We start from the raw sequence: 24,244 nt of genomic DNA on the forward strand, positions 1-24,244 counted from the left end.
AACCGGGAACACACTGATCCCACACCCCCCGCCGTGCCCGTCGAAGGAGACGACATGACCACCGTCCGCACCCGCGTCGCGATCGTCGGAGCGGGCCCCGCCGGCCTCTTCCTCTCGCACCTGCTGCACCTCTCCGGCATCGAATCGGTCGTCATCGACCAGCGCTCCCGCGAGCAGATCGAGACCACGATCCGCGCCGGCATCCTGGAGCACGGCACCGTCGCCGCCTTCGAGGCGACCGGCGCGTCGACCCGCGTGAAAACGGTCGGCAACCAGCACGACGGCATCGAGCTCCGCTTCGACGGCGAGGGCCACCGCATCGACTTCGCCGACCTCGTCGGCCGGAGCGTGTGGCTCTACCCGCAGCACGAGGCGCTGAAGGACCTCATCGCGGTGCGCCTCGAACAAGGTCAGGATCTGCGCTTCGGGGTGACGGCGCTGCGCGTCGAGGACGAGGCATCCGATCAGCCCCGCATCATCGCCGAGGATGCCGACGGCGAACCCCTCGAGATCGTCGCGGACGTCGTGGTGGGCGCGGACGGCTCGCGGAGCGTTGTGCGCAAGGCCGTGTCGGGCACCCACTCGGGCTTCTTCCGCGAGTACCCGTTCGCCTGGTTCGGCATCCTGTGCGAGGCGCCGCCGAGCGCCGACGAACTGATCTACAGCAACTCGCCGGATGGGTTCGCGCTCATCAGCCAGCGAAGCGCGACCGTGCAGCGGATGTATTTCCAGTGCGCTCCCGACACCGATCCCCAGTCGTACAGCGAGGCCCAGCTGTGGGACGCGCTTCAGCTGCGCGTCCCCGGGACGACGCTGACCGAGGGTCCGATCTTCCAGCGCGACGTGCTGCGCTTCCGGAGCTTCGTGGCCGACGAGGTGCGGAAGAACCGGGTCGCCCTGATTGGCGACGCCGCGCACACCGTGCCTCCCACCGGCGCGAAGGGCATGAACCTCGCGATCGCCGATGTCATCGTCCTCGAGCGGGCCCTCCGCGCGCTCCTTCTGGAGAACGACGAGCGTCTCATCGAGCAGTTCCCCGAGACCGTGCTCCGCCGCATCTGGAAGGCGCAGCACTTCTCGTGGTGGATGACGAGCATGCTGCACGCCGACGAGAACGCCACCGACTTCGACCGTCGCCGCCAGGTCGGCGAGCTGCGCTCGGTCGTCGAGTCCCGCGCCGGCAGCACCTACCTCGCCGAGGCCTACACGGGCTGGCCGATCGACGTCTGAGGCCCCGGCCCGTCACGCTATGCAAGGGATGCCGCGCGGCGCGCCGCGGCATCCGTCGTGCCCCCGGCGTGTCGCCGAGGATCCCTTGCATCCGCTGACGCGCGGACCTCGCGACTCACCTCAGAGTTCGCCGGCCGCCTCGGTGTGGTGACGGATGACCTCGGCGACGACGAAGTTGAACCACTTCTCGGCGAACTCGGGGTCGAGGTCGGCCTCTTCGGCCAGCCGACGCAGTCGCGCGGTCTGCTGCTCCTCACGGGACGGATCGGATGCCGGCATCCCGTGCTCCGCCTTGAGGACGCCGACCTGCTTCGTGCAGCGGAAGCGTTCGGCGAGCATGAAGACGAGGGCGGCGTCGATGTTGTCGATGCTGGATCGCAGGATCTGCAGCTGGGCGTTCGGGTCGGTCATGGTTCCTCCGGCGATGAGCGTAGCGCGGTCCGTGATGAGTCTCAGCCGTGCAGGAAGTCCTTGCGTGCCGGCTCGTGCACGGGCTCGAGAAAGAGCTTCACGACGACGCCGACGGCGGACGGCGGCGTCTCGGGCAAAGTGACGCGGAGGGCGTCGGCATCCTGTGTCCACTCGGCAGCGCCGTGTCCCAGCACGGTCAGCTCCGCGATGCGGCGACCGAGCAGTCCGCTCGCCGTTCCCCACGAACGGATGCGGGCCACGCCGTCGTCCGGCCAGCGCAGGAGCGTCGCGTAGACGTAGTCGCCGGTGACGTCGGGGCGGGTCGTGAAGCGGACGTCCTCTGACGTGTACGGCGCGAACGCGTCATCGATCATCGAGCCGGCGACGACCTCGGTGGGCCCCTCGCCGGGGATGAGCCACGGTCGCGACCCGAAGATCGCCTCACCGTTGACCGTAAGCCAGTCGCCGATCCCCTCGAGCAGCTCGCGCTCGGCGGGGGCGATCGTGCCGTCTGCCGTCGGCCCGATGTTGAGCAGCAGGTTGCCGTTCTTTGCGACGACGTCGACGAGTTCACCGATCAGATCGTCGAGGCTCTTGTAGTCGTGATCCTCGATCCAGCCCCACGAGGTCTTGCCGACCGAGCTGTCGTTCTGCCAGACGTCGGGACGGATGCCGGGCATTGCCCCGCGCTCGATGTCGTAGACCGCGCTCCCCTCGGCGAACGCCGTCCATTTGTAGTTGATGACGACGCCGCGACCCCATTCGTGCGCGCGGTTGTAGTAGTACGCCGCGAGCTTTCGGATGTAGGGCTCGAACGCCGGCTGCTCGAGCCACCAGTCGAACCACAGCACCTGCGGTCGGTACTGGTCGATGATCTCGACCGTCCGAAGCAGCCAGTCCTCGAGGAACAGCTCGTTCGGTGCCGTCTCCTCACGCTGGGCGGGACCGTAGAAGTCCGAGAAGCGCGCATCGCGGACGTCGGAGTCGAACCGCATCCCGCCGTTCATGAAGAACCAGTGCTCGGCTCGGTGCGACGAGGCCCCGCGCACCATCCACGCGCCGTCGACGGCCGTCATCAGTTCACCGAACACGTCCTTGCGGGGACCCATCTGCGCCGCGCTCCACCGCGAGCGGGCGGTGTCGTACATCGCGAACCCGTCGTGATGCTCCGCGACGGGCACGATGAACTGCGCGCCTGCGCGGCGGAACACCTCGGCCCACTCGGCCGGGTCGAACCTGTCCATCGTGAACGACGGGATGAAGTCCTTGTACCCGAACTCGTTGTGCGGACCGTAGGTCTCGCGGTGGTGCTCGAACGCCCGATCGGCTTCGAGGTACATCGTCCGCGAGTACCACTCACCCTGCGCAGGCACCGAGGGGATTCCCCAGTGGATGAAGATCCCGAACTTCGCGTCGCGGTACCAGAGGGGCACCTCATACTCGCGGAGGGAGTCCCACGTCGACGAGAACGGACCGGCGTCGATGACGGCCTGCACCGCCGCGAGAGCGGCGGAATTGTCGCTGACGTCGACGCGGGGAGGGAGGGATGCCGGGTCGAGGGGCTCGAGGGGGGAGTCGGGCATGCCATTGATCCTGTCCCTCGTCCGGCGGGATTGCAACGTTGGAAATACCGGCTTCCAGCGACCCGCTCAGAGATCCACGCGACGGCCGAAGCTCCGCGGGCTTCGCGGGCGCGGCGAGCAGGTCGCCGCCGAGCGCAGCCGGACGATCTCGTGAGGCTGCAGTCCCGCCGCCTCTCCGAAGTCCTCGACCGAGAAGAAGCCGCCGTTCTTGGTGCGCACCTTCACGGCGCGACGAGCCTTGGTGCGATTGAGCCCCGGCAGGTCGGCGAGCTCGTCCGCGGTCGCGGTCTGCACGTCGACCGGCTCGACCGGCTCGGCGGTCTGTAAGAGATCGGATGACGACGCCCCGACGGTCTCCGCCATCCGGCGCGCCTCGGGCTCAGCTGCAGACGTCGCAGCAGCCGGCTGCGACGCGGGCTTCGCGCGCGACCCCCGACGGCGACGCTTCGGTGCCGCCGTCGTCGCCCGCGCGGCCTGGCTCGTCGACGCGGTGCGCGACGAACCGCGCTTGTCCGCCGCCGCGACGCGGCGCTCCCACAGCGTTCGCAGCCACCCGGGGTTGAGTGCCAGACCCACGATGATGCCGCCGAGATGGACGATGGCGCCGACGAGGTCGCTGAAGCCGCCCCACACCTCGGTCGCGACGGTGATCCCGAGGATGCCGCTGGCGGCCCCCGCGATGTACGCCGCCCGACGCCGCGACACCGCGCCGACGATGAAGAAGCCGATCCACGCGGTCGCCGGACCGATGAAGACGGCGACGAGCCATGAGCTGACGCCGATCAGCCAGCCCCATCCCGGAGCGGCCAGACGCGCGGACGAACTCACGCCTGGTCCCGCACGTTCAGCACCATCGTCACCGTGTCGTCCTCGTCCCGGGTCTCCGACACGAGCTCGAACCCGGCCTGGTCGGCGCGGGCGCGGATGCGGTCGGCGACGGCGCGCTGCACGTGACGGGCGTAGGCGGCATCCAGCTCCGTCATCACGGCAGTCGCCTCGGCCTCGGTCACCTCGTGCCCGTCGAGTCGCGACAGGTGCGCACCCCAGACGCCCTCCTCGGTGCGCGACATCACCACCTCGAGGCCGTCGAGCGTCGCCGTCAGCACGCCTTCGTCGAGCGAGGCATGTGTCGCGCCCAGATCGGCGAGCGCTGCGGCGAGCAGGTCGGGGTTCTTCATCCGCGTCTGCACGGCGACCGGAACGGCCTCGGACCCGCTGCTGCCGCGGTCGGTCTTCGCGCCCGTGTTCAGCGACAGAGCCCCGACGACGCCGGTCCCGCCGAGGGCGGCTGCGGCGGCGAGCGCCGCGGGGACGAGGATCAGCGAAATGCTCATCGGGGTGTTCCCTTCGTGAGGGATGCGGCGCGGTCTGCGCGCAAACCCAGATCGTCCAGAAGTTCTGCGAGGGCGGCATCCGTCGCCCATCCGTTGACGGCGACGACTCCGTCGGCGCTGATGCGCACCTCGAGGGCGTCGCGGCCGCCGTCGCGGGCGATGCGGTCGACCTCGGCGGCGTACCGCGGGGTGAGCGCACGGATCGATTGATTGCGCGACCCGATCCAGGGTCGGCGCGTGTCGGGGAGGTCGGCGAGGTACGGACCGTCGCAGAGCAGGTCGGTCGCGGCGAGGAGGCGGGCGATGTCGGCGCGCTCCTCTGCCCAGACCTGCAGCCGTTCGAGGGTGTAGCCGGAGAACGCCATGACACCGAGCCCCGCATCCCGGAACGCTTCCGCGACGACGGCGAGCGCGGCCGCCTGGTCGAAGGGCTCGCCGCCGAGCAGCGTCACGCCCTCTGCTCCGGCGGCGCGCGCGTCGGCGATCCATCTCGAAGCGAGGTCCGCGGGGTCGTCGAGGTGCGCACCGCGCGCGGCCCACATCTGCGGGTTGAAGCACCCGGGGCACCGGACCGCGCACCCCTGCACCCAGATCGCCGCGCGGACTCCGGGCCCCTCGGCGCCCGTCGCCGGCACGAACCGTGACCAGCGCAGGGCCGCGTCGGCGCGGGGAGGCGGCGTCGTGCCGAGGAGGCTCGCCTCCCCGCCGACACCGCGCGACTCGGTGACGATCACCGGTCCCGGTCCTCCTGCAGAAGCGAATCGGATGCCGCCGACGCGACGCGCGTGTAGTCCTCGGTGAACTGCGACGAGGTCGTCTCGGCGTCGAGCAGCGCTTCGAGCTGCTCGATGTAGTCGAGGCACTCGGCCCCCGTCATCCCGAACGTCTCCGCGGCAACCGATCCGTCCGGTCGCAACTGCACCACGAGCTTCTTCATCGTCGATTCCCGTTCCTGTGTGCCGGTCGATCAGTAGTCCACGGTACGACCGCCGCGACGCGACGACAGCGCCCCGTGGGTCTCCGTGCCGTTAGCGGCGACGTCGTGTGCGTCGAGGTCTTCGGCGCCAGTCGCGCCGACGGCGCGCTGAGCCGCCCACGCGCGGATGCGCTGGACCTCTTCGGCCTGGGTGACCGCAAGGGGGATCATCGTCGCGACGACGCGGTTCACGACATCCGCCGTGATGGTCTGACGACCACTGAATCCCTCGTACAGCGCGGCCACGACGGCCTGCTCGATCTCGGCGCCGGAGTGGTTCTCGCTCGCGGCGACGAGCGCGGCGACGGCCGCCACGTCGTTCGCGATCGCGTCGAGTCCGTTGGCCGGGGTCGCGTGGGCGGCGAGCTGCAGCGACCAGATGACCTCGCGTTCGACGGTCGTGGGCAGGTCGACGAAGAAGATCTCGTCGAAGCGCCCCTTGCGCATGAACTCGGGCGGCAGGGCGTCGATGTTGTTCGCGGTCGCGACGACGAAGACGGGATGCTTCTTCTCCTGCATCCAGGTGAGGAACGTCCCGAACACGCGTGCCGTCGTCCCCGAGTCGCCCTGGCCCGTGGTGTTCGAGAAGCCCTTCTCGATCTCATCGACCCAGAGGATGCAGGGTGCCACCGCCTCGGCGGTCGCGATGGCGGTCCGGAGGTTCTGCTCACTCGAGCCGACGAGGCCGGAGAAGATCCGACCGATGTCGAGGCGGAGCAGCGGCAGCCCCCACGACGCCGCCGTCGCCTTCGCCGTCATCGACTTTCCGCAGCCCGGGACTCCCGTGATGAGCACGCCCTTCGGCGACGGCAGGCCGTACTCGTGCGCGCTCGGGAGCCACGATCCGTTGCGACGCGCGAGCCAGCGCTTCAGGTTATTGAGCCCGCCGACGTCGTCGAGGTCGAGGTCGCCCGTGACGAACTCGAGGACGCCGGACTTGCGCACCACCTGGCGCTTCTCGTGCAGGACGACGCGGATGTCGTCGCCCGTCAACTTCCCGTCGTTCACCATCGCCTGCGCGAAGGCGTTCTCGGCCTCGGCCATCGTGAGGCCGAGGGCCGCCTGCACGAGCGATTCGCGGTCGGCATCGTCTGCGACGACGCGGATGTCTCCCGCATTGTTCTCGATCATCGTGTCGAGCAGGTCGCGGATCTCCGCCGCGGTCGGCAGGGGGAAGTCGAACAGGTGCGTCAACTCGTCGAGCTCGGGCGGGATCACCCGCACCGGCGCCGTCACGACGAGCGTCCGCGACACGTCGCCGTGGCGGAACTCGAGCGCCGTCTCCCGGACCGTGCGGACGATTGCGGGGTCCCCCGGTCGGTGCTCGCCGCCGAAGTAGGCGTGCAGGTCGCAGAAGATGAAGACGCTCGGGTCGGTGACCCCGGCGGCGTGCTGCAGGGCCCGCGCCGGGTTCGTCGTGTTCGAGATGCTCTTGCCGTCGGGATCGATGAGGCCGAGCGCCGACGTCCACGACCAGACCGCGCGACGGTTGCGCTGCGCGTGAGCGGCATCCGTGATCGCGGCGACCGCGCGCACCTCCTCGGCGGTCTCGAGGTACAGCAGCGGCAGGCGAGCTTTGAAAGCCGCATCCAGCGTGGCGTCGAAGGTCACGTCGGTTCCCTTTCGTGAGGTGGTCATGGTGTTCCGGTTGCCGGTTCGTCGAGCGTGATCTTCCAGGGGCCGGAGCCTTCGTCCGCCTCGACTCGGAAGATCACCCGACCCTTGGCCGGCCAGGATTGGCGGACGTCGACACTGTCGACGATGCGCACGAGGCGAGCGACCTCGCCGGGGAAGAGCGCGTCGACGATGAAGAAGCCCTCGCCCTCGAAGGTGAATCGTGCGCTCAGCGCATCACCCGTGTACGACAGCAGCGCGCTGCCCTCGCCGGTGGCGACGCCGTCCTCGATGGAGATCGGCGTCTCGCGGGTGAGGTCCGCTCGCCAGCCGTTCAGTCGCGGGGCGAACCAGACGCGCCCGTCGGTCTCTCCCGCGACGAGCACCTCGCTCGAGCGTCCACTGATGCTGCCGAGGTAGGCAGGCCGAGCGTCGCCCTCGGTCGATCTCGTGTCTCGCTGATGGTAGACGCCCACCGAGCGTTCCTCGCCCCCGCGCAGTGGCCCGACGACCCACACATCGTCTCCGGCCGACAGGTCGAGGTAGCCGCTCGCCGCCGTGCCGATGACCTCGCCGCCCTCCACCCGAACCTCCTGCGCGTCGGGGTCGGTCCAGGGGCGGTACTCGTAGTCGTTCGGGTTGTGCAGCAGGAGTTCGCCCGTGGCGGGATTGATCCCGACGAACGGGAAGATGACGAAGGCGAGCACGACGGCGACGGCCGACCCGCCCAGCCAGGTGATCGTCGAGAAGCGCCGGATCCGGGCATCCGCTGTGCTCACGGTGTCACCTCCGGCGAGGGCGACGCGGACGGCGTGGGAGACGGTGGGAACTCGATCCGCCACCCGGCGTCGTCCCACGCCGTGACCGAGAAAAGAACGAGCGGTGCGTCGCGCCAGGCGACGGACTGGTCGATCGGGGCGTCGCCCGAGAGAACCGAGTCCGTGCCCTGAGGCGTCACGATCTGGATGTCGACGCTGCCCTTGCCGCGCACGGTCACGCGCGCCGTCGATGCCTCGCCGATGTGGAGGAAGTCTGCGGAGGAGAAGGCGGTGACCACGTCGTTCGCGCGGTTGAGGCCGCCGGACGACACTCGCGCTCTCCAGTTCTCGTCGCGGGATCCATCGACCCACAATTCGACATCGGGCTGCTCCACGAAGATCGCCACACGACCATCGGCCAAGGGTCTGAACCGCGGCGGATCGCCTTCGTACTCGCCGGGCGTCACGATGCGTCCCTGGGGGCCGGTCACCCGCACGCTGCTGATGTACGACTCCCCCTCCGGGCTCACCACGAGGGGCTGGGTGACGTCGACGCCGCTGAGCCGGATGACGGCGCCATCGGATCCCTCGTAGACGCCCCCGCCGCTCTCCTCGGCCACGACGGGATCATCGCTCGTCCACGGCGAGATCGAATAGTCGTCGCTGCGCCCGACGGCGCCCACTTCGAACGTGCCGTCGTCCGCGTAGATGGCGCAGGTGATTCCCGCGATCACGAGGCCGATGATCCACACAAGGCCGGTGAAGCCGTCGATGTTCGGTCCCGTGGATCGTCTCGACGTCGTCCGTCCGCCCGCGCTCATGTTCCCCCTCCGCCGGGCCACGTTACCGGGCGCCGAGGTCAGCCCGGGAAGGCTAGGAGCGCGGTCGGCGACGGTGCTATTGTCCGGTGCCGCACGCGACCGGGAACGCCCGTCCGCTCGTCGATCGCCAATGACACGACCTCGTCGGCGCGCTGCCCTGCGACCAGGACGGTGTCGCGCTCGACGACGTGGTGGCGGGGCCAGACGGTACCCGATTCGGCGAGCGCGATCGGGTTCAGCGTCTCACCGCCGCCGCGGACCTTGACGGTCGCGATCGTGTCGCTGCCGCGAAGGCCGGCGTACAGGAAGACGCCATCACGCGACATCGCGAGCTCAGCCCCGGCATCCCCCGGATAGGCGCCCAACTGCGCGCCGCCGACGAGCCGCCACTCGCCCGACACGTCGGGCGCCAGGGCGAAAACCTCGCCGGAGTACTCGGTCACGACGTAGAGGTGTCCGCTCGGATGCGATCGCACGTGCCGCGGACCGGTTCCGGCCGGCAGCTCGAACCGCTGGATCTCTCGCCCCCCACGCCAGAACCGGAGGAGGTCGAGGCCGACGTCGGTCGTGACGATGAGCCCGCCCGGGAGTGAGGCCGCCTGATGCGCACGCGACGGGCGGGTCGAGGGAGCGGCCTCGGTGGCGGCATCCGCCTCTTCGGCTTCGGCGTGCGGCACGAAGTCCGCGTACTCGTCCCCGACGATCGCCCGGAGTGCCCGCGCAGCCGATGCGAGATCGGATGCCGGTGCCCCCTCGACGACGGCCGCCCACCGGCGTGCGGCCCCGGGCCTGCCGTCGGCCGCGAGACCCACGTGGACGACGCCGCCGTCGCCGTGGCACGAGACGATCAGCGCATCCTCGAGGGCGAGCACATTGCATGGGCCGTCGCCGACGGCGACCTCCGCGCCGAGCGGAACGAACGCGGTCTCGCCGGTCCGCCGGTAGGCACGCACGCTTCCCCGACCTTCGAGCGCCGCGTAGACGACGTCGAGGGTCGGATGCCGCGCGATCCACGACGGCGATTCCGCCGCGACGACGTCACGGCCGACCCCGAGCGGACCGCTCGCGAGCGGGGAGTCGGGGCCACCGGCATCCAGCAGTCCGATGCCCGTCGCCGACCCGCCCATGTCCGGGGAGTACCCGCCGAGCAGGAACCGCACGGATCAGTCGAGCAGGTCGTGGCGGACGATGACCGCGTCGCGCGCCGGGCCGACACCGATCACCGAGATACGCGTGCCGCTCATCTTCTCGAGGGCGAGCACGTAGGCCTGCGCGGTCTGAGGCAGGTCCTCGAACGTGCGAGCGGTCGAGATGTCCTCGTCCCAGCCCGGGAAGTTCTCGAGGATCGGCGTCGCGTGATGGAAGTCGGTCTGGTTGACCGGCACCTCGTCGAACCGGTCGCCGTCGACGTCGTAGGCGACGCAGACGGGGATCTCCTTGAGACCGGTGAGGATGTCGAGCTTCGTGAGCACGAGGTCGGTGATGCCGTTGATGCGCGTCGCGTACCGCGTGATGGGGGCGTCGTACCAGCCGACGCGGCGCGGACGGCCGGTCGTCGTGCCGAACTCGAAGCCGCGCGACCGCAGGAAGTCACCGCTCTCGTCGAACAGTTCCGTCGGGAACGGACCCGACCCGACACGCGTCGTGTAGGCCTTCACGATGCCGACGATGCGGTCGAGGCGGTTCGGACCGACGCCCGAGCCGGTCGAGGCGCCGCCCGCCGTCGCGGACGACGACGTGACGAACGGGTACGTGCCGTGGTCGATGTCGAGCATCGTGGCCTGGCCGCCCTCGAAAACGACGACATCGCCGGCATCCAGCGCGTTGCTGAGCATCAGTCCGGTGTCCGCGACCATCGGACGCAGTCGCTCGGCGTACGACAGCAGGTCCTCGACGACCTCGTCGACGGTGATGGCGCGGCGGTTGAAGACCTTCACCAACAGGTGGTTCTTCTGATCGAGGGCGCCTTCGACCTTCTGGCGCAGGATGTTCTCGTCGAACAGGTCCTGCACGCGGATGCCGGTGCGGTTGATCTTGTCGGCGTAGGTCGGGCCGATGCCGCGACCGGTCGTGCCGATCATCTTCTTGCCGAGGAACCGCTCGGTCACCTTGTCGAGCGTGCGGTGGTACTGCGTGATGATGTGCGCGCTCGCGCTGACCTTGAGCCGTGAGACGTCGAGACCACGGGCCTGCAGAGCACCGAGCTCGGCGAAGAGCACCTCGAGGTCGACGACGACGCCGTTGCCGATGACGGCGTTGACACCCGGCGACAGGATGCCGCTGGGCAGCAGGTGCAGGGCGTACTTCTCGTCGCCGATCACCACGGTGTGGCCGGCGTTGTTACCGCCGTTGAACTTGACGACCCAGTCGGTGCGCTCACCCAGGAGGTCGGTGGCTTTGCCCTTGCCCTCGTCTCCCCATTGAACTCCGACGATCACGATGCCTGGCATGGGCTCTCCCCCGTTTATCGGACGGTTACACCCCATCCTATCGGGCCGGGTCCGCGCGGCCCGATAGGCGGCATCCCTCGTCGCGCCCGCCGCGCGCTAGGGTTCGGTCATGCGTACCCGAACGTGGCCGACGGTGTGGTCGGTCATCAGGCTCGTCGCCGCCGCCGTGATCACGACCGCGGTCGTGGGACAGTTCATCACCACCATCCGCACGGCGATCGCGAACGACCGCGACATCCCCACCACGATCGCCAACTTCTTCAGCTTCTTCACGATCCTGTCGAACCTGGCGGGAGCCCTCGCGCTCCTCGCCGCGGTCATCTGGTTCTTCATGCGGCCTTCTCACGAGACCCGCGAACCCGCGGGGGTCGCGGTCGCCCTGGCCGCAGCCACGACGTACCTCTTCATCACCGGCGTCGTCTACAACCTGCTGCTGCGCGGGTATCCGACCGCCGACGACCACGTCGCCTGGGCCAATGAGATCGTCCACGTCGTCGCTCCGCTGTTCCTGCTGATCGATCTGTTCGTCGCCCCGACGCGCCGCGCCTTGCCCCGGCGGTCGGCTCTCGTCATCCTCGCCGTCCCGATCATCTGGATCGCCTACACGCTGCTGCGCGGGCCGCTCGTAGTCAACCCGACGACGGGCGTGGCCTTCTGGTACCCGTACCCCTTCCTCAACCCGAACGGAGTCAACGGCTGGGGTGGCGTGATCGCCTATGTGATCGGAATCGCCCTCACGTTCGCGATCGTCGCCTCGATCGTCGTGTGGGTCGGTCGTCGGCGCGTCCTCGCACTCAGCTCCGGGACGATTCCCGCACGATGAGGTGAGTCGGCAGGGGGGTGTCCTCCGTGAGTCCGTCGGGCTCCTCGACGGCGAGCAGCACCTTCTGCATCATCAGCTCACCGAGGGCGCGGAAGTCCTGCCGCACGGTCGTCAACGGCGGCGACAGATAGGCCGCTTCGGGCACATCGTCGAACCCCACGACGGCGATGTCGCTCGGCACCTGCAGGCCGCGGGCGCGAAGCGCGGAGAGCAGGCCGATCGCCATGTGGTCGTTGCCCGCGAAGACGGCGTCCCCCGGTGCCAGCTCGAGCGTCCGCCCGATCTCGGCACCGCTCGCCGCGGTCCAGTCGCCGTGATGGGGCTCCACGACCGCCAGCTGGTGCGACGCGAGCTCGTCGCGCCACCCGCGGATGCGCTCGATGGCATCCGGGTTCCGCGGCGGACCGGCGATGTGGAGGATGCGGCGGTGCCCCGACTCCGCGAGATGGCGCACCGCCGATCGGGCGCCCCGGTACTGGTCGATCGACACGAGCTGGGGGTTGCGGCGCTGAGTCGCGGCCGCGGCGACCATCGGCACGCCCAGGTCGAGGCCGCGGACGGCTTCCAGGACGCCGAGGTCCGTGACGACGAGCACGATCGCATCGACGCGCTGACGGAGCAGGCCCTCGACGACCGAGCGGATGCTGGCCGCATCCGTGTCGGGCGCCGTCACCGAATCGACGGAGTATCGCTCCGCGCGGGCCGCGACGTTGAAGTGCATCGCGATCGACGTGGGCCCGAAGTCCGCCGTCCCGGGCGTGATGAGACCGATCGTCCGAGTGCGCTTCGTGACGAGCGCACGAGCGGCCGGCGACGGGCTGTACCGCAGCTGCGCCATGGCCTGCTGCACGCGTGCGCGCGTCGCGGGCCGGACGTTCGGAAGGTCGTTGAGTACTCGCGACACCGTCTGGTGGGAGACACCCGCGAGACGGGCGACGTCGAAGATATTGGCGGACTTCGCGCCGCGCTCCTCGCTCACGAATCATCCTCCGGCCGCGCCACCAGGGCGAGCAGCGAGTCGACGGTGAGCGCGTCCGCCGCGATCGTCTCGACGAGTCGCCCGGCGCGCATCACGGCGATGCGGTTCGAGACACGCAGCACCTCTTCGAGTTCCGCCGAGATGAAAAGGACCGACAAACCGTTGTCGGCGAGGTCGGCGACGAGCCGCTGGATCTCGACCTTCGCCCCGACATCGATGCCACGGGTCGGTTCGTCGAGGACGAGCACACGCGGCGAGAGCGCGAGAAGGCGGGCGAGGAGGACCTTCTGCTGGTTGCCGCCCGAAAGGGTGCCCGCGGGACGGTCCGGATCGGCGGGCCGGATGTCGAGAGCCTCGATCCAGCTCATCGCCAACTCGCGACGTCGCGTGTTCGTGAGTCGGTGCAGGATGCCGCGGTCCGCCTGAAGCGCCAGCGTGATGTTGTCCTGCACGCTGAGGTCGCCGATGATGCCCTCGGTGCGACGGTTCTCGGACGAGTAGACGATGCCCTGGCCGATCGCGCGACGCGGCGACGGGAGATTCGCGGGCGCACCGCCGATCTCGAGCACCCCGGCATCCGGTCGGTCGACGCCGGTGAGCGCGCGCGCCAGCTCGCTCCGACCCGAGCCGAGGAGCCCCGCAAGGCCGACGACCTCGCCCTCGCCGATCTCGAGGTTCGCCTCGGTGAGCCCCCTACCCGAGGCGAGATCGCGTCCGGCGAGTGCGACCGGAACGGATGCCGCGGCATCCTCTCGCGGGTGAACCTCCATCTCGTCGGCACCACGGCCGAGCATCTTCTCGACGAGGTCGATGCGCAGGAGCTCGGCCGGCACGTACTCGCCGATGAGCCGGCCGCCGCGGAGGACGGTGATGCGGTCGCAGATCTCGTAGACCTGATCGAGGAAGTGCGACACGAACAGCACGGCGACGCCGCGCGCCGTCAGCTCGCGGATGACGCGGAACAGCTCGGCGACCTCGTCGAGGTCGAGGCTGGAGGTCGGTTCGTCGAGCACGACGACGCGCGCGTCGACCGAGATCGCGCGGGCGATCGCGACGAGCTGCTGCACCGCGAGCGAATGCCCCGACAGCCGCGTGCGCGGATCGATGTCGAGGCCGAGCGAGTCGAGGATCACGGCGGCTCGGCGGTGCGTCTCGCGCCAGTCGATCCCGCCGAGGCGGTGGCTCTCGCGTCCGAGCAGGACGTTTTCGCCGACCGAGAGGTTCGGCAGGAGATCGATCTCCTGGTAGACCGCGCTGATCCCCGCGGCGAGCGCATCGGCCGGCGAGGCGAAGTGCACCGGTTCGCCGCCGACGCGGATCGCGCCGGCATCCGGTCGCAGCGCACCGGTGATCGCCTTGATGAGCGTGGACTTGCCGGCGCCGTTCTCGCCCATGAGCGAGTGGACCTCACCCGGCAGCAGGCGGAAGTCGACGGCGTCGAGCACCGTCTCGGCGCCGAAGCGAACGGTCGCGCCGGTCACTTCCACGACCGGCGCGACCGCTGCTTCGCGCGCATCCATACGGACCATCATGCCCGCGGTGAGCCTCCCCCGAGGTTCACCGTGACGTTCGCGCCGTCCGCGCGACCAGCAGGCGCTGCACGACCACGAAGACGAGCAGCAGCGTGCCGATCGTGATGCGCGTCCAGGACTGGTCGACGCCGAGGAACGAGATCGCCGTCTTGATGGTGCCGTAAACGAACACGCCGATCATCGAGCCGAGGACGAACCCGCTGCCGCCCGTGAGCAGCGTGCCGCCGATCACCACGGCGGCGATGGTGTCGAGCTCGGTCCCGATGCCGTTCAGCGGGTAGGACGCCCCGGTATACGCCGTGAAGACGACACCGGCGAGCCCCGCGCACACCCCGCTGATGACGTAGGCCAGCAGCTTGGTGCGGACCACCGGCAGACCCATGAGCCGCGCCGACTGCTCGTTGCCGCCGATCGCGTAGATCGTGCGTCCGAATCGGGTGAACTGCAGGATCAGGATGCCGACGACCACCACGACGAGGGCGAGGATGCCGGTCGGCGTCAGGTAGAAGCTGCCCGGCCCGCCCTGCATGCGCGTCGACTGCAGCCAGAGGATCGCGGGCTCCTCGACGCGGATCGACGACAGGCTCACCATGAATGCGAGCCCGCGGGCCGCGAACATCGCCGCGAGCGACGCGATGAACGGCTGCACCCCGAAGTACTGCACCAGGACTCCGACGAACAGACCCATCAGCGCACCGAGGACGAGCATGACCGGGATGACGATAGCGACCGGTGTGCCCTGACTCAGCATGCTGGCCCCCAGCATCCCGGTGAACGCCATGACCGCGCCGACCGACAGGTCGATGCCGCCGGTGAGGATGACGAAGGTCATGCCGACCGCGAGGATCAGCAGGTACGCGTTGTCGAGCAGAAGCGCCGACAGCACGCGCGGCGTGACGAAGTTGCCGAAGTAGGCCTGCGCCCCGATCAGCATCGCGACCAGGATGACGACGGCCGCGAAGACGGGCACCCACGAGGCGTGCCGGCTGCGGAAGCGCTGGATGGTTTCGGCGAAACCGCCGGTCCGGCTGACATCTGCGGTTACAGCGCTCACGAGGCGACCTCCACGGTGCGACGGCCGCCGCCTCGGACGGCCTCAACCGCCTTGGCGAACAGCGAGCGGGTGCGCGGCGACTGCACGAGCACCACGATGACGACGACGATCGCGAGGAACAGGGGGCTGACCGCCGGCGGGACCCCGAGGAAGGTGATCGTGGACTTGAGGGTCTGGATCGTGAAGACACCGACGACGGTGCCCGCGATCGTGAACTTGCCGCCCATGAGGCTCGTGCCGCCGAGCACGACCGCGAGGATCGCATCGAGCTCGATGTAGAGGCCGGAGGCGTTGGCGTCGGCAGCCATGATGTTCGACGAGTAAAGGATGCCGGCGAACCCGGCGAGCAGGCCGCTCGCCGCATACGCACCCCAGATGATGCCGCGCGAACGCACTCCGGCGAGGCGGCTGGCCTCGGGGTTGATGCCGACGGCCTCGGTGAGCACACCCAGCGCCGTCCGGCGCTGCAGGACCGCGACGATGACGATCGCGACGACCGACATGTAGAAGGCGAATGGCAGGCCGACGAGGTATCCCTGCGCCATGAAGCGGTAGGGAGCGCTCGTGATGGTCGTGATGAAGCCGCCTGTGATGAGGAGGGCGACGCCGCGGCCGGCGAGCATGAGCACGAGGGTCGCGATGATCGGCTGTACCCCGACGACGGCGACGAGGAACCCGTTCCAGATGCCCAGCAGCAGCGCGACGAAGACGGCGAGCGCGATCGCGATGAGCACCGTGGACAGGTCCTCCGGAGCGGGCGACGCGGAGATGTAGGTCAGGGCGACCGCGCCCGAGACCGCCATGATGGCGCCCACCGAGAGGTCGATGCCGCGCGTCGCGATCACGAGCGTCATGCCCAGGGCGACGAGCATCAGCGGCGCACTGTTGCGAAGGATGTCCATCAGCGGGCCGTACAGCTGGCCGTTCTGCACCGTGATCGAGATGAAGGATGGTCGCGCGATCGTGTTGACGATCACGAGCACGAGGAGTGCGGCGATCGGCCAGACGAGGCGGTGCGCCAGGAAGCGCTTCAGGGTCGGGTTCATGCCGCTGTCTCCGGGTTGAGGCGAGACGACGTCGTCTCGCCGGACTCTTGCGCGATGAGGGCGACCAGATCGTCGACCGTCACGTCGGTGGCGTCCAGTTCGCCGATCTTAGAACGGTCGCGGAGCACCACGATGCGCTGGGCGATGCGGACGACCTCCTCCAACTCCGAGGAGATGAAGACGACCGACAGGCCCTCCGCCGACAGCTCGGCGACCTTGCGCTGGATGTCGGCCTTCGCACCGACGTCGATGCCGCGCGTGGGCTCATCGAGGATGATCAACTGCGGCGCCGTGGCGAGCCATCGCGCGAGCAGGACCTTCTGCTGGTTGCCGCCGGAGAGGTTGCGCACGAGCGCGTTCGGGTCCGCAGGACGGACTCCGAGGGCGGTGATGTACTCCGAGACGATCGCATCGCGCTCGGCGCGGCCGATCGGGCGCATCGCGCCGCGCTTGGCCTGGATGCCGAGGACGATGTTCTCCGCCACGGTGAGGTCGGCGATGATCCCCTCGGCGCGGCGGTCCTCGCTCGAGAAGGCGATGCGCTTGTCGATCGCGTGGCGCGGGTTCGTGATGCGGGCGGCATCCCCTCGCACGGCGTGCGTGCCGGTGTCGGCGCGGTCGGCGCCGTAGACGAGGCGCACGAGTTCGCTGCGTCCCGAGCCCAGGAGGCCCGCGATACCGACGATCTCGCCCTCGTAGACCTCCATGTCGACGGGTTCGATGACGTTCTTGCGGCCGAGGCCGTCGATGCGGAGCACCGGTGTCGCGGTGCGGTCGATCTCGCGCTCGGACGTCCGGGCGAGCGCCTCGAGCTCGTCGAGCTGGCGACCGATCATCTTCGCGATGAGTTCGCCGCGGGGCAGCTCGGCCGGCAGGTACTCCCCCACCAGCTGACCGTTGCGAAGAACGGTGAGCCGGTCGGAGATCTCGTATACCTGGTCGAGGAAGTGGGTGACGAAGAGGATGGCGACACCGCGGTCGCGGAGTCCGCGGACGACGGTGAACAGCTGCTCGACCTCGCTGCGGTCGAGGCTCGAGGTCGGCTCGTCGAGGACGAGCACGCGGGCATCGGCGACGGTGGCGCGGCTGATCGCCACGAGCTGCTGCACCGCGATGGAGTGAGACGACAGCGCAGAGCGCGGATCGATGTCGAGGCCGAGGGCCGCAAGGTAGCGCGTCGCCTCCCGGTGGGTGGCCCGCCAGTCGATGAAGCCGGCTCGCCGCACCTCGCGGCCGAGCATGACGTTCTCGCCGACCGACAGGTTCGTGCAGAGGTTGACCTCTTGATACACGGTGGAGATTCCGGATGCCTCGGCATCGGCCGTCGAGCGGAAGACCCGCTGCTCACCAGCCACCTCGATCGTCCCGCCGTCGATCGAGTAGACACCCGTCAGCGCTTTGATGAGCGTGGACTTGCCCGCTCCGTTCTCACCCATGAGGGTGTGGACCTCACCAGCGCGGAGCGTGAGGTCGACCCGGTCCAGGGCGAGGACCCCGGGGAAGCGGATCGTGACGTCCCGCATCCGCACGACCTCGTCATGCTGCGGGGCGGTGGCCGGGGACTCCGGCGTGGCTGCGACATCGACCATGAGGCGCGCCTTTCCGTGATGACCGCCGGGGACCGGAGTCCGGTCCCCGGCGGTGTTCGGTGACCCCTCACTCAGCGGAGAGGGATCGGGAGGGTCTGTCGATCAGTACGGACGGGAGTCCAGAACCTCGGCGGCCTGCTCCTGCGTGAACGACTGGTCCTCGACGATGGTGCGCTTCTCGACCGTCTTGCCGTCGACGACGTCCTTGACGAGGGCCGCAGCCTTCTCACCGAGCAGCGGGTTGCACTCCACGATGAAGTTGAACTCGCCGTTGGCCAGAGCCGTCATACCGTCCTTGACCGCGTCGATCGTGACGATCTGGATGTCCTTGCCGGGGGTCAGACCCGCTGCCTTGATGGCATCGAGAGCGCCCAGGCCCATGTCGTCGTTGTGAGCGAAGAGGACGTTGATGTCCTTGCCGTACTTCTGGAGGTAGCCCTCCATGACCTTCTTGCCACCGTCACGGGTGAAGTCACCCGTCTGCGAGTCCATCACCTTCACGTCCGTGCCCTTGATGGCCTCATCGAAGCCGGTGGCGCGGTCGAGGGCGGCCGACGAACCCGTCGTGCCCTCGAGGACGACGAGGTTCGCGCCCTTACCGTCGAAGTTCTCCTTGACCCACTCGCCGGCAGTGCGACCCTCCTGCTCGAAGTCGAGGCCGACCCACGAGGCGTACAGGTCGTCGCTCGCCGAGACCGTGCGGTCTTCGAGGATGACGGGGATGCCGGCATCCTTTGCTTCCTTGAGGACGTCGTCCCAGCCATCGACCGTGATGGGGGCGATGACGATGGCGTCCACTCCCTGGTTGATGAAGTTGCGGACCGCGGAGATCTGCGCCTCCTGCTTGTTGTCGGCGGCGTTGAAGGTCAGCTTGAAACCGTTCTCCTCAGAGAAGGCCTTCTTCATCGACTCGGTGTTCGCTGCGCGCCATCCGGACTCGGAGCCCGTCTGCGCGAAACCGACCGTGATCAGATCGCTGCCACCGCCGTTGCCACCGGCGCCGGGTGCGCCACCGCCGGCACAACCTGTCGCGACCATGGCCAGCGCTCCCAGCATGGCGGCTGCCGCGAAAATGCTCTTCTTCATCCCTAAACCTCCTCGTTCGGGTCCGGCCGAGGGCCGGTGACCGTCGCCGCCATGGCGATCGGTTGCTCGAATGTTAGCCTTCACATTTCTCTCAGCACCAGGTTGTGAGCGATAACATTTCCGTAACGCGGGCTCGTCGGAGGCGATCGGAACTCACGCGGCTCGCCGGGCAGCCGCAGCGATGTGAGCATTCACATCTCCCGCACGGTGTAACCGGGCGGGGATCGGCGTGGGCCGGTCGATAGGATTGGGCGCATGTCGAAGGTCCTTCAGTCCCTGCCCGTCGGCGAGCGCGTCGGCATCGCCTTCTCGGGGGGTCTCGACACCTCCGTCGCGGTCGCCTGGATGCGCGATAAGGGCGCCGTCCCGTTCACCTATACCGGCGATCTCGGCCAGTACGACGAGGACGACATCGCGTCGATCCCCGGCCGCGCCCTGCAGTACGGCGCCGAGGGATCCCGCCTCATCGACTGCAAGCCGATGATGGTCGAGGAGGGCCTCGTCGCCCTCTCGTGCGGCGCCTTCCACATCCGCTCGGGCGGACGCACCTACTTCAACACGACGCCGATCGGCCGCGCCGTCACCGGCACGATGCTCGTTCGGGCCATGAAGGAGGACGGCGTCGACATCTGGGGCGACGGCTCCACCTACAAGGGCAACGACATCGAGCGGTTCTACCGTTACGGCCTGCTCGCCAACCCGTCGCTGCGGATCTACAAGCCGTGGCTGGATGCCGACTTCGTCACCGAGCTCGGCGGCCGCACCGAGATGAGCGAGTGGCTCGTCGCGCACGGCTTCCCGTACCGCGACTCGGTCGAAAAGGCGTACTCGACCGACGCGAACATCTGGGGCGCGACCCACGAGGCGAAGACCCTCGAGCACCTCGAGGTGTCACTCGAGATCGTCGAGCCGATCATGGGCGTCCGGTTCTGGGACCCCGCAGTCGAGATCGAGACCGAAGACGTCTCGGTCACCTTCGAGGCGGGACGCCCCGTCGCGATCAACGGCGTCGAGTACTCGGATGCCGTGGCCCTCGTCATGGAGGCGAACGCGGTCGGCGGGCGCCACGGCCTCGGAATGAGCGACCAGATCGAGAACCGCATCATCGAGGCGAAGTCACGCGGCATCTACGAAGCGCCCGGTATGGCGCTGTTGTTCATCGCCTACGAGCGCCTGCTCAACGGCATCCTCAACGAGGACACCCTCGCCACGTATCACGAGCAGGGCCGGCGCCTCGGGCGCCTCATGTACGAGGGCCGCTGGCTCGAGCCGCAGTCGTTCATGCTGCGCGAGTCGATCCAGCGCTGGGTCGGCTCCGCCATCAGCGGCACCGTGACGTTGCGCCTGCGCCGCGGCGAGGACTACACGATCCTGAACACCGAGAGCCGCAACCTGTCGTACTCCCCCGAGAAGCTCTCGATGGAGCGCGTCGGCGACGCCGCCTTCGGCCCCACCGACCGCATCGGTCAGCTGACGATGCGGAACCTCGACATCGCGGACTCGCGCGCCCGCCTCGAGCACTTCGTGTCGCTCGGCATGATCGGCGGCGCGACGGCCGAGCTCGTGGGCGAACTCGAGCAGGGCGGCGCTGCGGCCATCACGGGAGGCTCTGGTGATGTCGACGAGCTGGCGGGTGCCATCGACGAGTCGAGCGACTCGGCATCCTTCGACTTCGGCGCCGACTGAGAGCTCGCTGAATTAAGTTGCACACCGATGTGCAACTTCGTATGATCGTGAGGTGACCACGACCGCATCGCCGCGTCGTCCGCGAAAGGATGCCGCGTCGAACCGCGTCGACATCCTCGCGGCGGCAGCGGCCACCATCGCCCGCGACCCCCACGCATCGATCGACGCCATCGCGCGCGCCGCCGGCCTCAGCCGCCGCGCGCTGTACGGGCACTTCGATGACCGCGATGCGCTCCTGCGCGCCATGATCCTCGGCGGCGCGGAGCGCTTCAACGCCCTCGCGGACGGCGTCGAGGACGCCGGTCCCGCACCCGTCGCGCTCGCTCGACTCGCCTCGACCCTGTGGGACGGCGCTGCGGGCGTGCAGTTCGCCGCGGCCGTCGCGCTCGACGATTCGCACATCGCCGAAACCGCCGCCGTACTCACACCCGTCCGTCAGCGGGTCCTCGCGCTCGTCACACGGGGGCGCGAGGAGGGCACGATCCGCACCGACATGCCCGCCGTCACCGTCGCGCGCCTCATCGAAGAGGCCGCTCGCACCGTCATCACCCGTCTCGACACCAGCCGCCCCGAAGCCGCCTCGGTGGCGGTCCGCGCGATCCTCGGTGTCGCCGGCCTCAGCTGGCGCGAAGCGGACAAGATCCTGGACGAGGCCGCCGCATGAAGATCGCACTCACCGCCGTCTCGAAGGGCCGCGCCGGCGGCATCGTCCCGCTGACCGACCTCGTCATCGAGTCCGGTCGCGTCACAATCACCACGGCGGAGACCGAGCAGCGCCCCTCGGTCCTCGGCCTCATCGCCGTGGGCCGCATGCGTCCGGACTCCGGCACCGTGACGATCGACGGCGCGCGCAGCTCCCGCCGACTGCGGAAGGTCGCAGCCCTGGTCGACGCTCCCGACGTCAACGACCCCGCCCCCGACGTGACCGTCGTCGGCGTCGTCGAAGAGGAGCTCATGTTCGCCGGGCGTCGCGCCGACCCGCTCTCCGCCCGCCGCTGGCTCGATGAGCACGGTTGGCGCCGGCTCGCCCGCACCCCGTTCGGCCAGCTCGAAGCCGACGACCGCATTCGCATGCTGCTCGAACTCGCCGCCCTCCGCCGCGGTATCGAAGCTCTCGTCCTCGTCTCGCCGGACCGCCACGGTGGCGACCCGCGTCACTGGCGACGCATCGCCGACGGCTTTGCGGCCCGCGGCTTCGCCGTCCTGGTCATCGCCGGCACCGCCGCCTCGACAGCCCTCGACGGGCACGCGCCGACCCCTCGCGCCCGTATCGGTCGCCCCCGGATCCGGCGCAGTGCCACGGTCCGCCGCGCGCGGCCTGCGAGCGCGGCGCCACTCGGCACCCCTCCTTCCCCGACCGGAGGCATCCTCTCGTGAAGATCCCCGCCCTGTTCGCAGCGGAGCTGCGCCGCCTCACCTCGACCCGGATGCGGGTCATCGCCCTGATCGCGCTCATCCTGGTTCCCGTCCTCTACGGCGGGCTGTACCTGTGGGCCAACCAGGACCCGTACGGCAACCTCTCCGAGGTGCCCGTCGCCCTCGTCGTGCAGGACAAGGGCGCGACGCTGAACGGGACCGACCGGAACCTCGGCGACGAGGTCGCCGACTCGCTCCTCGACGACGGCAGCTTCGACTGGCATGTGGTGGATGCCGCCGGTGCCCGCACGGGCCTCGATGACGGCGCATTCGACTTCGCCGTGACTCTACCCGGCGATTTCACGTCAGCGGTCGCCTCGATCTCATCGTCCACCCCGCGTCAGGCCGAGATCGACCTGACGACGAACGACGCCAACAACTACCTCGCCTCGACCATCGGGACCCAGGCGGTCCAGCGCATCCGGACGACGGTGACGGAGAAGGTCGTGCGTGAAGCCGGCCTGACGATGCTCGACGCGCTCAACACCGTGCGCGTCAAGCTGATCGACGCTGCTGACGGAGCCAGCACTCTGACCGATGGGCTCGGCTCCGCCGGCGACGGCGCCGACACCCTCGCCGACGGCGCAACCACCCTGGCGACGGGAACGACGAAGCTCACGACGGGCGCGAACTCGCTCGCCTCCGGCGTCGACACCCTGGCGGGCGGGCTCCGCTCGCTGACCTCCGGCGCCGAGCAGGTCTCCGGTGGAACGGCGAAGCTCCGCAGCGTCGCCGACCGTGTGGGATCGGCTTCGGACCGCGTCTCGACGGCCGTCCCGACCCTGCGCAAGGACCTCACCGCCGCCCTCACGAAGCAGGGGCTCGACGCGACCCAGATCGCCGATGTCCTCGAGGTCATCGACCCGATCGGCGCCCGCGTCGAGAAGCTCGACTCCCGAGTGCAGCAGGCCGTCGCGCAGATCGACAAGCTCGACGACGGCGCCGCTCAGGTCGCCAGCGGCAGCGCGAAGCTCGCGACGGGTGCGGCCACCGCCGCGACCGGCGCGCACACTCTCGCCGATGGCGTGAAGAGCGCCGACGCCGGTGCTCACAAGCTCGACAACGGCGCTCACACCCTGGCCTCCGGCATCCACAAGCTCGACGATGGTGCCGCGAAGCTCCGCGACGGCCTCCGCGAGGGAGCGGCGAAGCTGCCCGATGACAGCGCGAAGACACGTGCTGCGCAGGCCTCGACGCTCGCGGACCCCGTCGGGATCACGGCAGACTCGGTCACCGAGGCCCAGAACTACGGCGCCGGTCTCGCCCCGTTCTTCGCCGCCCTCGCCGGCTGGATCGGCATCTACGCGCTGTTCCTCATCGTCAAGCCGATCTCGCGCCGCGCCGTCACGGCGCTCCGCTCCCCCATCCGCGTGGCGATCGCCGGCTGGCTCACGCCCGCCGCCCTCGGCGCGGTGCAGATGATCTCGCTGTTCGGCGTGCTCTCCATCACGCTCGGCTTCTCGTTCACGCATCCGCTGCCGACCCTCGGCATCCTGCTGCTGGCTTCGGCGACGTTCGCCGCGATCATCCTCGCGCTCAACGTGTGGCTGGGTTCCGTGGGCCAGTTCGTCGGCCTCGTGCTGATGGTCCTCCAGCTCGTCACGGCGGGCGGCACCTTCCCGTGGCAGACGCTGCCGGCACCGCTCGCGGCGCTCCACCACGTGCTGCCGATGGGCTACGTCGTCGACGCGATGCGGCAGGTCATGTACGGCGGTGTCGCCGGCCGGGCGTGGACGGATGCCGCGGTGCTCGCGACGTGGTTGGTCGGCGCACTGCTGGTCGCCATCGTGGGCGTGACGCGCATGACGTTCCGCCGGACGATGCGCGACCTCCAGCCGAGCCTCATCGGCTGAGAG

The 24,244-nt window shown here is 69.4% G+C and carries 23 protein-coding genes; 6 read left to right on the forward strand and 17 right to left on the reverse strand.

Annotated elements, in window-relative coordinates; all coding sequences use genetic code 11:
* The first annotated feature begins 54 nt into the window (after positions 1 to 54).
* A complete protein-coding gene (locus MO1_RS11770; protein ID WP_036311111.1) occupies positions 55 to 1,230 on the forward strand; it encodes a 4-hydroxybenzoate 3-monooxygenase in 1,176 nt (391 codons plus the stop codon).
* Between the two features lie 120 nt (positions 1,231 to 1,350).
* On the opposite strand, the gene MO1_RS11775 is transcribed toward MO1_RS11770, so the two are convergent.
* The 11 genes from MO1_RS11775 to MO1_RS11825 form a co-directional block, all read right to left on the reverse strand.
* Positions 1,351 to 1,641: a chorismate mutase gene (locus MO1_RS11775; protein ID WP_036311114.1), complete on the reverse strand. Its 291-nt coding sequence runs from the start codon at positions 1,639 to 1,641 to the stop codon at positions 1,351 to 1,353.
* Positions 1,642 to 1,682: 41 nt separating this feature from the next.
* Positions 1,683 to 3,224 (reverse strand): alpha-L-fucosidase, encoded by a 1,542-nt coding sequence (locus tag MO1_RS11780; protein ID WP_060916130.1) that lies wholly within the window; start codon positions 3,222 to 3,224, stop codon positions 1,683 to 1,685.
* Between the two features lie 66 nt (positions 3,225 to 3,290).
* Positions 3,291 to 4,052 carry a ComEA family DNA-binding protein gene (locus tag MO1_RS11785; RefSeq protein WP_060916131.1) on the reverse strand — a complete coding sequence of 254 codons (762 nt, stop codon included), beginning with the start codon at positions 4,050 to 4,052 and terminating at the stop codon, positions 3,291 to 3,293.
* Positions 4,049 to 4,558 (reverse strand): hypothetical protein, encoded by a 510-nt coding sequence (locus tag MO1_RS11790; protein WP_036311121.1) that lies wholly within the window; start codon positions 4,556 to 4,558, stop codon positions 4,049 to 4,051. The genes MO1_RS11785 and MO1_RS11790 overlap by 4 nt, the downstream gene beginning before the upstream one ends.
* Positions 4,555 to 5,292, reverse strand: coding sequence for a 4Fe-4S single cluster domain-containing protein (locus MO1_RS11795; RefSeq protein WP_036311123.1), 738 nt, complete (start codon positions 5,290 to 5,292; stop codon positions 4,555 to 4,557). The genes MO1_RS11790 and MO1_RS11795 overlap by 4 nt, the downstream gene beginning before the upstream one ends.
* Positions 5,289 to 5,495, reverse strand: a complete 207-nt coding sequence (locus MO1_RS11800; protein ID WP_036311125.1) for a DUF2997 domain-containing protein — start codon at positions 5,493 to 5,495, stop codon at positions 5,289 to 5,291. The genes MO1_RS11795 and MO1_RS11800 overlap by 4 nt, the downstream gene beginning before the upstream one ends.
* A 30-nt stretch (positions 5,496 to 5,525) precedes the next feature.
* Positions 5,526 to 7,172 (reverse strand): Ycf46 family AAA ATPase, encoded by a 1,647-nt coding sequence (locus tag MO1_RS11805; protein WP_236081043.1) that lies wholly within the window; start codon positions 7,170 to 7,172, stop codon positions 5,526 to 5,528.
* Entirely contained in the window at positions 7,169 to 7,927 is a 759-nt protein-coding gene (locus MO1_RS11810; protein ID WP_060916173.1) for a hypothetical protein, read from the reverse strand. The genes MO1_RS11805 and MO1_RS11810 overlap by 4 nt, the downstream gene beginning before the upstream one ends.
* Positions 7,924 to 8,727 carry a hypothetical protein gene (locus MO1_RS11815; RefSeq protein ID WP_060916132.1) on the reverse strand — a complete coding sequence of 268 codons (804 nt, stop codon included), beginning with the start codon at positions 8,725 to 8,727 and terminating at the stop codon, positions 7,924 to 7,926. The genes MO1_RS11810 and MO1_RS11815 overlap by 4 nt, the downstream gene beginning before the upstream one ends.
* Before the next feature lie 38 nt (positions 8,728 to 8,765).
* Entirely contained in the window at positions 8,766 to 9,887 is a 1,122-nt protein-coding gene (locus tag MO1_RS11820; RefSeq protein WP_060916133.1) for a lactonase family protein, read from the reverse strand.
* A gap of 3 nt (positions 9,888 to 9,890) precedes the next feature.
* Positions 9,891 to 11,177, reverse strand: coding sequence for an adenylosuccinate synthase (locus MO1_RS11825; protein WP_060916134.1), 1,287 nt, complete (start codon positions 11,175 to 11,177; stop codon positions 9,891 to 9,893).
* A gap of 109 nt (positions 11,178 to 11,286) precedes the next feature.
* Between MO1_RS11825 and MO1_RS11830 the strand changes: the two genes are divergently transcribed.
* Positions 11,287 to 12,000, forward strand: coding sequence for a Pr6Pr family membrane protein (locus tag MO1_RS11830; protein WP_076708836.1), 714 nt, complete (start codon positions 11,287 to 11,289; stop codon positions 11,998 to 12,000).
* On the opposite strand, the gene MO1_RS11835 is transcribed toward MO1_RS11830, so the two are convergent.
* The 6 genes from MO1_RS11835 to MO1_RS11860 form a co-directional block, all read right to left on the reverse strand.
* Positions 11,972 to 12,979 (reverse strand): LacI family DNA-binding transcriptional regulator, encoded by a 1,008-nt coding sequence (locus MO1_RS11835; protein WP_060916135.1) that lies wholly within the window; start codon positions 12,977 to 12,979, stop codon positions 11,972 to 11,974. The two genes, MO1_RS11830 and MO1_RS11835, sit on opposite strands and share 29 nt — an antisense overlap.
* On the reverse strand, positions 12,976 to 14,499 hold the full coding sequence (locus MO1_RS11840; RefSeq protein ID WP_060916136.1) for a sugar ABC transporter ATP-binding protein: 1,524 nt from the start codon (positions 14,497 to 14,499) through the stop codon (positions 12,976 to 12,978). The genes MO1_RS11835 and MO1_RS11840 overlap by 4 nt, the downstream gene beginning before the upstream one ends.
* A 37-nt stretch (positions 14,500 to 14,536) precedes the next feature.
* Positions 14,537 to 15,565, reverse strand: a complete 1,029-nt coding sequence (locus MO1_RS11845; RefSeq protein WP_060916137.1) for an ABC transporter permease subunit — start codon at positions 15,563 to 15,565, stop codon at positions 14,537 to 14,539.
* Positions 15,562 to 16,611 carry an ABC transporter permease gene (locus tag MO1_RS11850; protein ID WP_060916138.1) on the reverse strand — a complete coding sequence of 350 codons (1,050 nt, stop codon included), beginning with the start codon at positions 16,609 to 16,611 and terminating at the stop codon, positions 15,562 to 15,564. The genes MO1_RS11845 and MO1_RS11850 overlap by 4 nt, the downstream gene beginning before the upstream one ends.
* On the reverse strand, positions 16,608 to 18,200 hold the full coding sequence (locus tag MO1_RS11855) for a sugar ABC transporter ATP-binding protein (protein ID WP_060916139.1): 1,593 nt from the start codon (positions 18,198 to 18,200) through the stop codon (positions 16,608 to 16,610). The genes MO1_RS11850 and MO1_RS11855 overlap by 4 nt, the downstream gene beginning before the upstream one ends.
* A 102-nt stretch (positions 18,201 to 18,302) precedes the next feature.
* Positions 18,303 to 19,286 (reverse strand): ABC transporter substrate-binding protein, encoded by a 984-nt coding sequence (locus tag MO1_RS11860; protein ID WP_036311147.1) that lies wholly within the window; start codon positions 19,284 to 19,286, stop codon positions 18,303 to 18,305.
* Between the two features lie 255 nt (positions 19,287 to 19,541).
* Here MO1_RS11860 and argG point away from each other — a divergent pair, with 255 nt between their 5' ends.
* The 4 genes from argG to MO1_RS11880 are packed head-to-tail and all read left to right on the forward strand — an operon-like array spanning position 19,542 to position 24,241.
* Complete coding sequence (gene argG, locus MO1_RS11865; protein ID WP_060916140.1) at positions 19,542 to 20,972, forward strand: argininosuccinate synthase; 1,431 nt, start codon at positions 19,542 to 19,544, stop codon at positions 20,970 to 20,972.
* Between the two features lie 52 nt (positions 20,973 to 21,024).
* Positions 21,025 to 21,636, forward strand: a complete 612-nt coding sequence (locus tag MO1_RS11870) for a TetR/AcrR family transcriptional regulator (protein WP_036311151.1) — start codon at positions 21,025 to 21,027, stop codon at positions 21,634 to 21,636.
* A complete protein-coding gene (locus tag MO1_RS14785; protein ID WP_060916141.1) occupies positions 21,633 to 22,349 on the forward strand; it encodes a hypothetical protein in 717 nt (238 codons plus the stop codon). Before MO1_RS11870 ends, MO1_RS14785 begins: the two co-directional genes overlap by 4 nt.
* Entirely contained in the window at positions 22,346 to 24,241 is a 1,896-nt protein-coding gene (locus MO1_RS11880; protein WP_060916142.1) for a YhgE/Pip family protein, read from the forward strand. Before MO1_RS14785 ends, MO1_RS11880 begins: the two co-directional genes overlap by 4 nt.
* The last annotated feature ends 3 nt before the right edge of the window (positions 24,242 to 24,244 follow it).

It is taken from the genome of Microbacterium oleivorans NBRC 103075 (genome assembly GCF_001552475.1).
Lineage (GTDB): Bacteria > Actinomycetota > Actinomycetes > Actinomycetales > Microbacteriaceae > Microbacterium > Microbacterium oleivorans.

What these genes read in the sequence shown, in the direction of transcription:
- MO1_RS11770 (WP_036311111.1), top strand. Translation starts at nt 55, where the DNA reads ATGACCACCGTCCGCACCCGCGTCGCGATCGTCGGAGCGGGCCCCGCC.
- MO1_RS11775 (WP_036311114.1), bottom strand. Translation starts at nt 1,641, where the DNA reads ATGACCGACCCGAACGCCCAGCTGCAGATCCTGCGATCCAGCATCGAC.
- MO1_RS11780 (WP_060916130.1), bottom strand. Translation starts at nt 3,224, where the DNA reads ATGCCCGACTCCCCCCTCGAGCCCCTCGACCCGGCATCCCTCCCTCCC.
- MO1_RS11790 (WP_036311121.1), bottom strand. Translation starts at nt 4,558, where the DNA reads ATGAGCATTTCGCTGATCCTCGTCCCCGCGGCGCTCGCCGCCGCAGCC.
- MO1_RS11800 (WP_036311125.1), bottom strand. Translation starts at nt 5,495, where the DNA reads ATGAAGAAGCTCGTGGTGCAGTTGCGACCGGACGGATCGGTTGCCGCG.
- MO1_RS11805 (WP_236081043.1), bottom strand. Translation starts at nt 7,172, where the DNA reads ATGACCACCTCACGAAAGGGAACCGACGTGACCTTCGACGCCACGCTG.
- MO1_RS11815 (WP_060916132.1), bottom strand. Translation starts at nt 8,727, where the DNA reads ATGAGCGCGGGCGGACGGACGACGTCGAGACGATCCACGGGACCGAAC.
- MO1_RS11825 (WP_060916134.1), bottom strand. Translation starts at nt 11,177, where the DNA reads ATGCCAGGCATCGTGATCGTCGGAGTTCAATGGGGAGACGAGGGCAAG.
- MO1_RS11830 (WP_076708836.1), top strand. Translation starts at nt 11,287, where the DNA reads ATGCGTACCCGAACGTGGCCGACGGTGTGGTCGGTCATCAGGCTCGTC.
- MO1_RS11840 (WP_060916136.1), bottom strand. Translation starts at nt 14,499, where the DNA reads ATGGATGCGCGCGAAGCAGCGGTCGCGCCGGTCGTGGAAGTGACCGGC.
- MO1_RS11850 (WP_060916138.1), bottom strand. Translation starts at nt 16,611, where the DNA reads ATGAACCCGACCCTGAAGCGCTTCCTGGCGCACCGCCTCGTCTGGCCG.
- MO1_RS11855 (WP_060916139.1), bottom strand. Translation starts at nt 18,200, where the DNA reads ATGGTCGATGTCGCAGCCACGCCGGAGTCCCCGGCCACCGCCCCGCAG.
- MO1_RS11860 (WP_036311147.1), bottom strand. Translation starts at nt 19,286, where the DNA reads ATGAAGAAGAGCATTTTCGCGGCAGCCGCCATGCTGGGAGCGCTGGCC.
- argG (WP_060916140.1), top strand. Translation starts at nt 19,542, where the DNA reads ATGTCGAAGGTCCTTCAGTCCCTGCCCGTCGGCGAGCGCGTCGGCATC.
- MO1_RS14785 (WP_060916141.1), top strand. Translation starts at nt 21,633, where the DNA reads ATGAAGATCGCACTCACCGCCGTCTCGAAGGGCCGCGCCGGCGGCATC.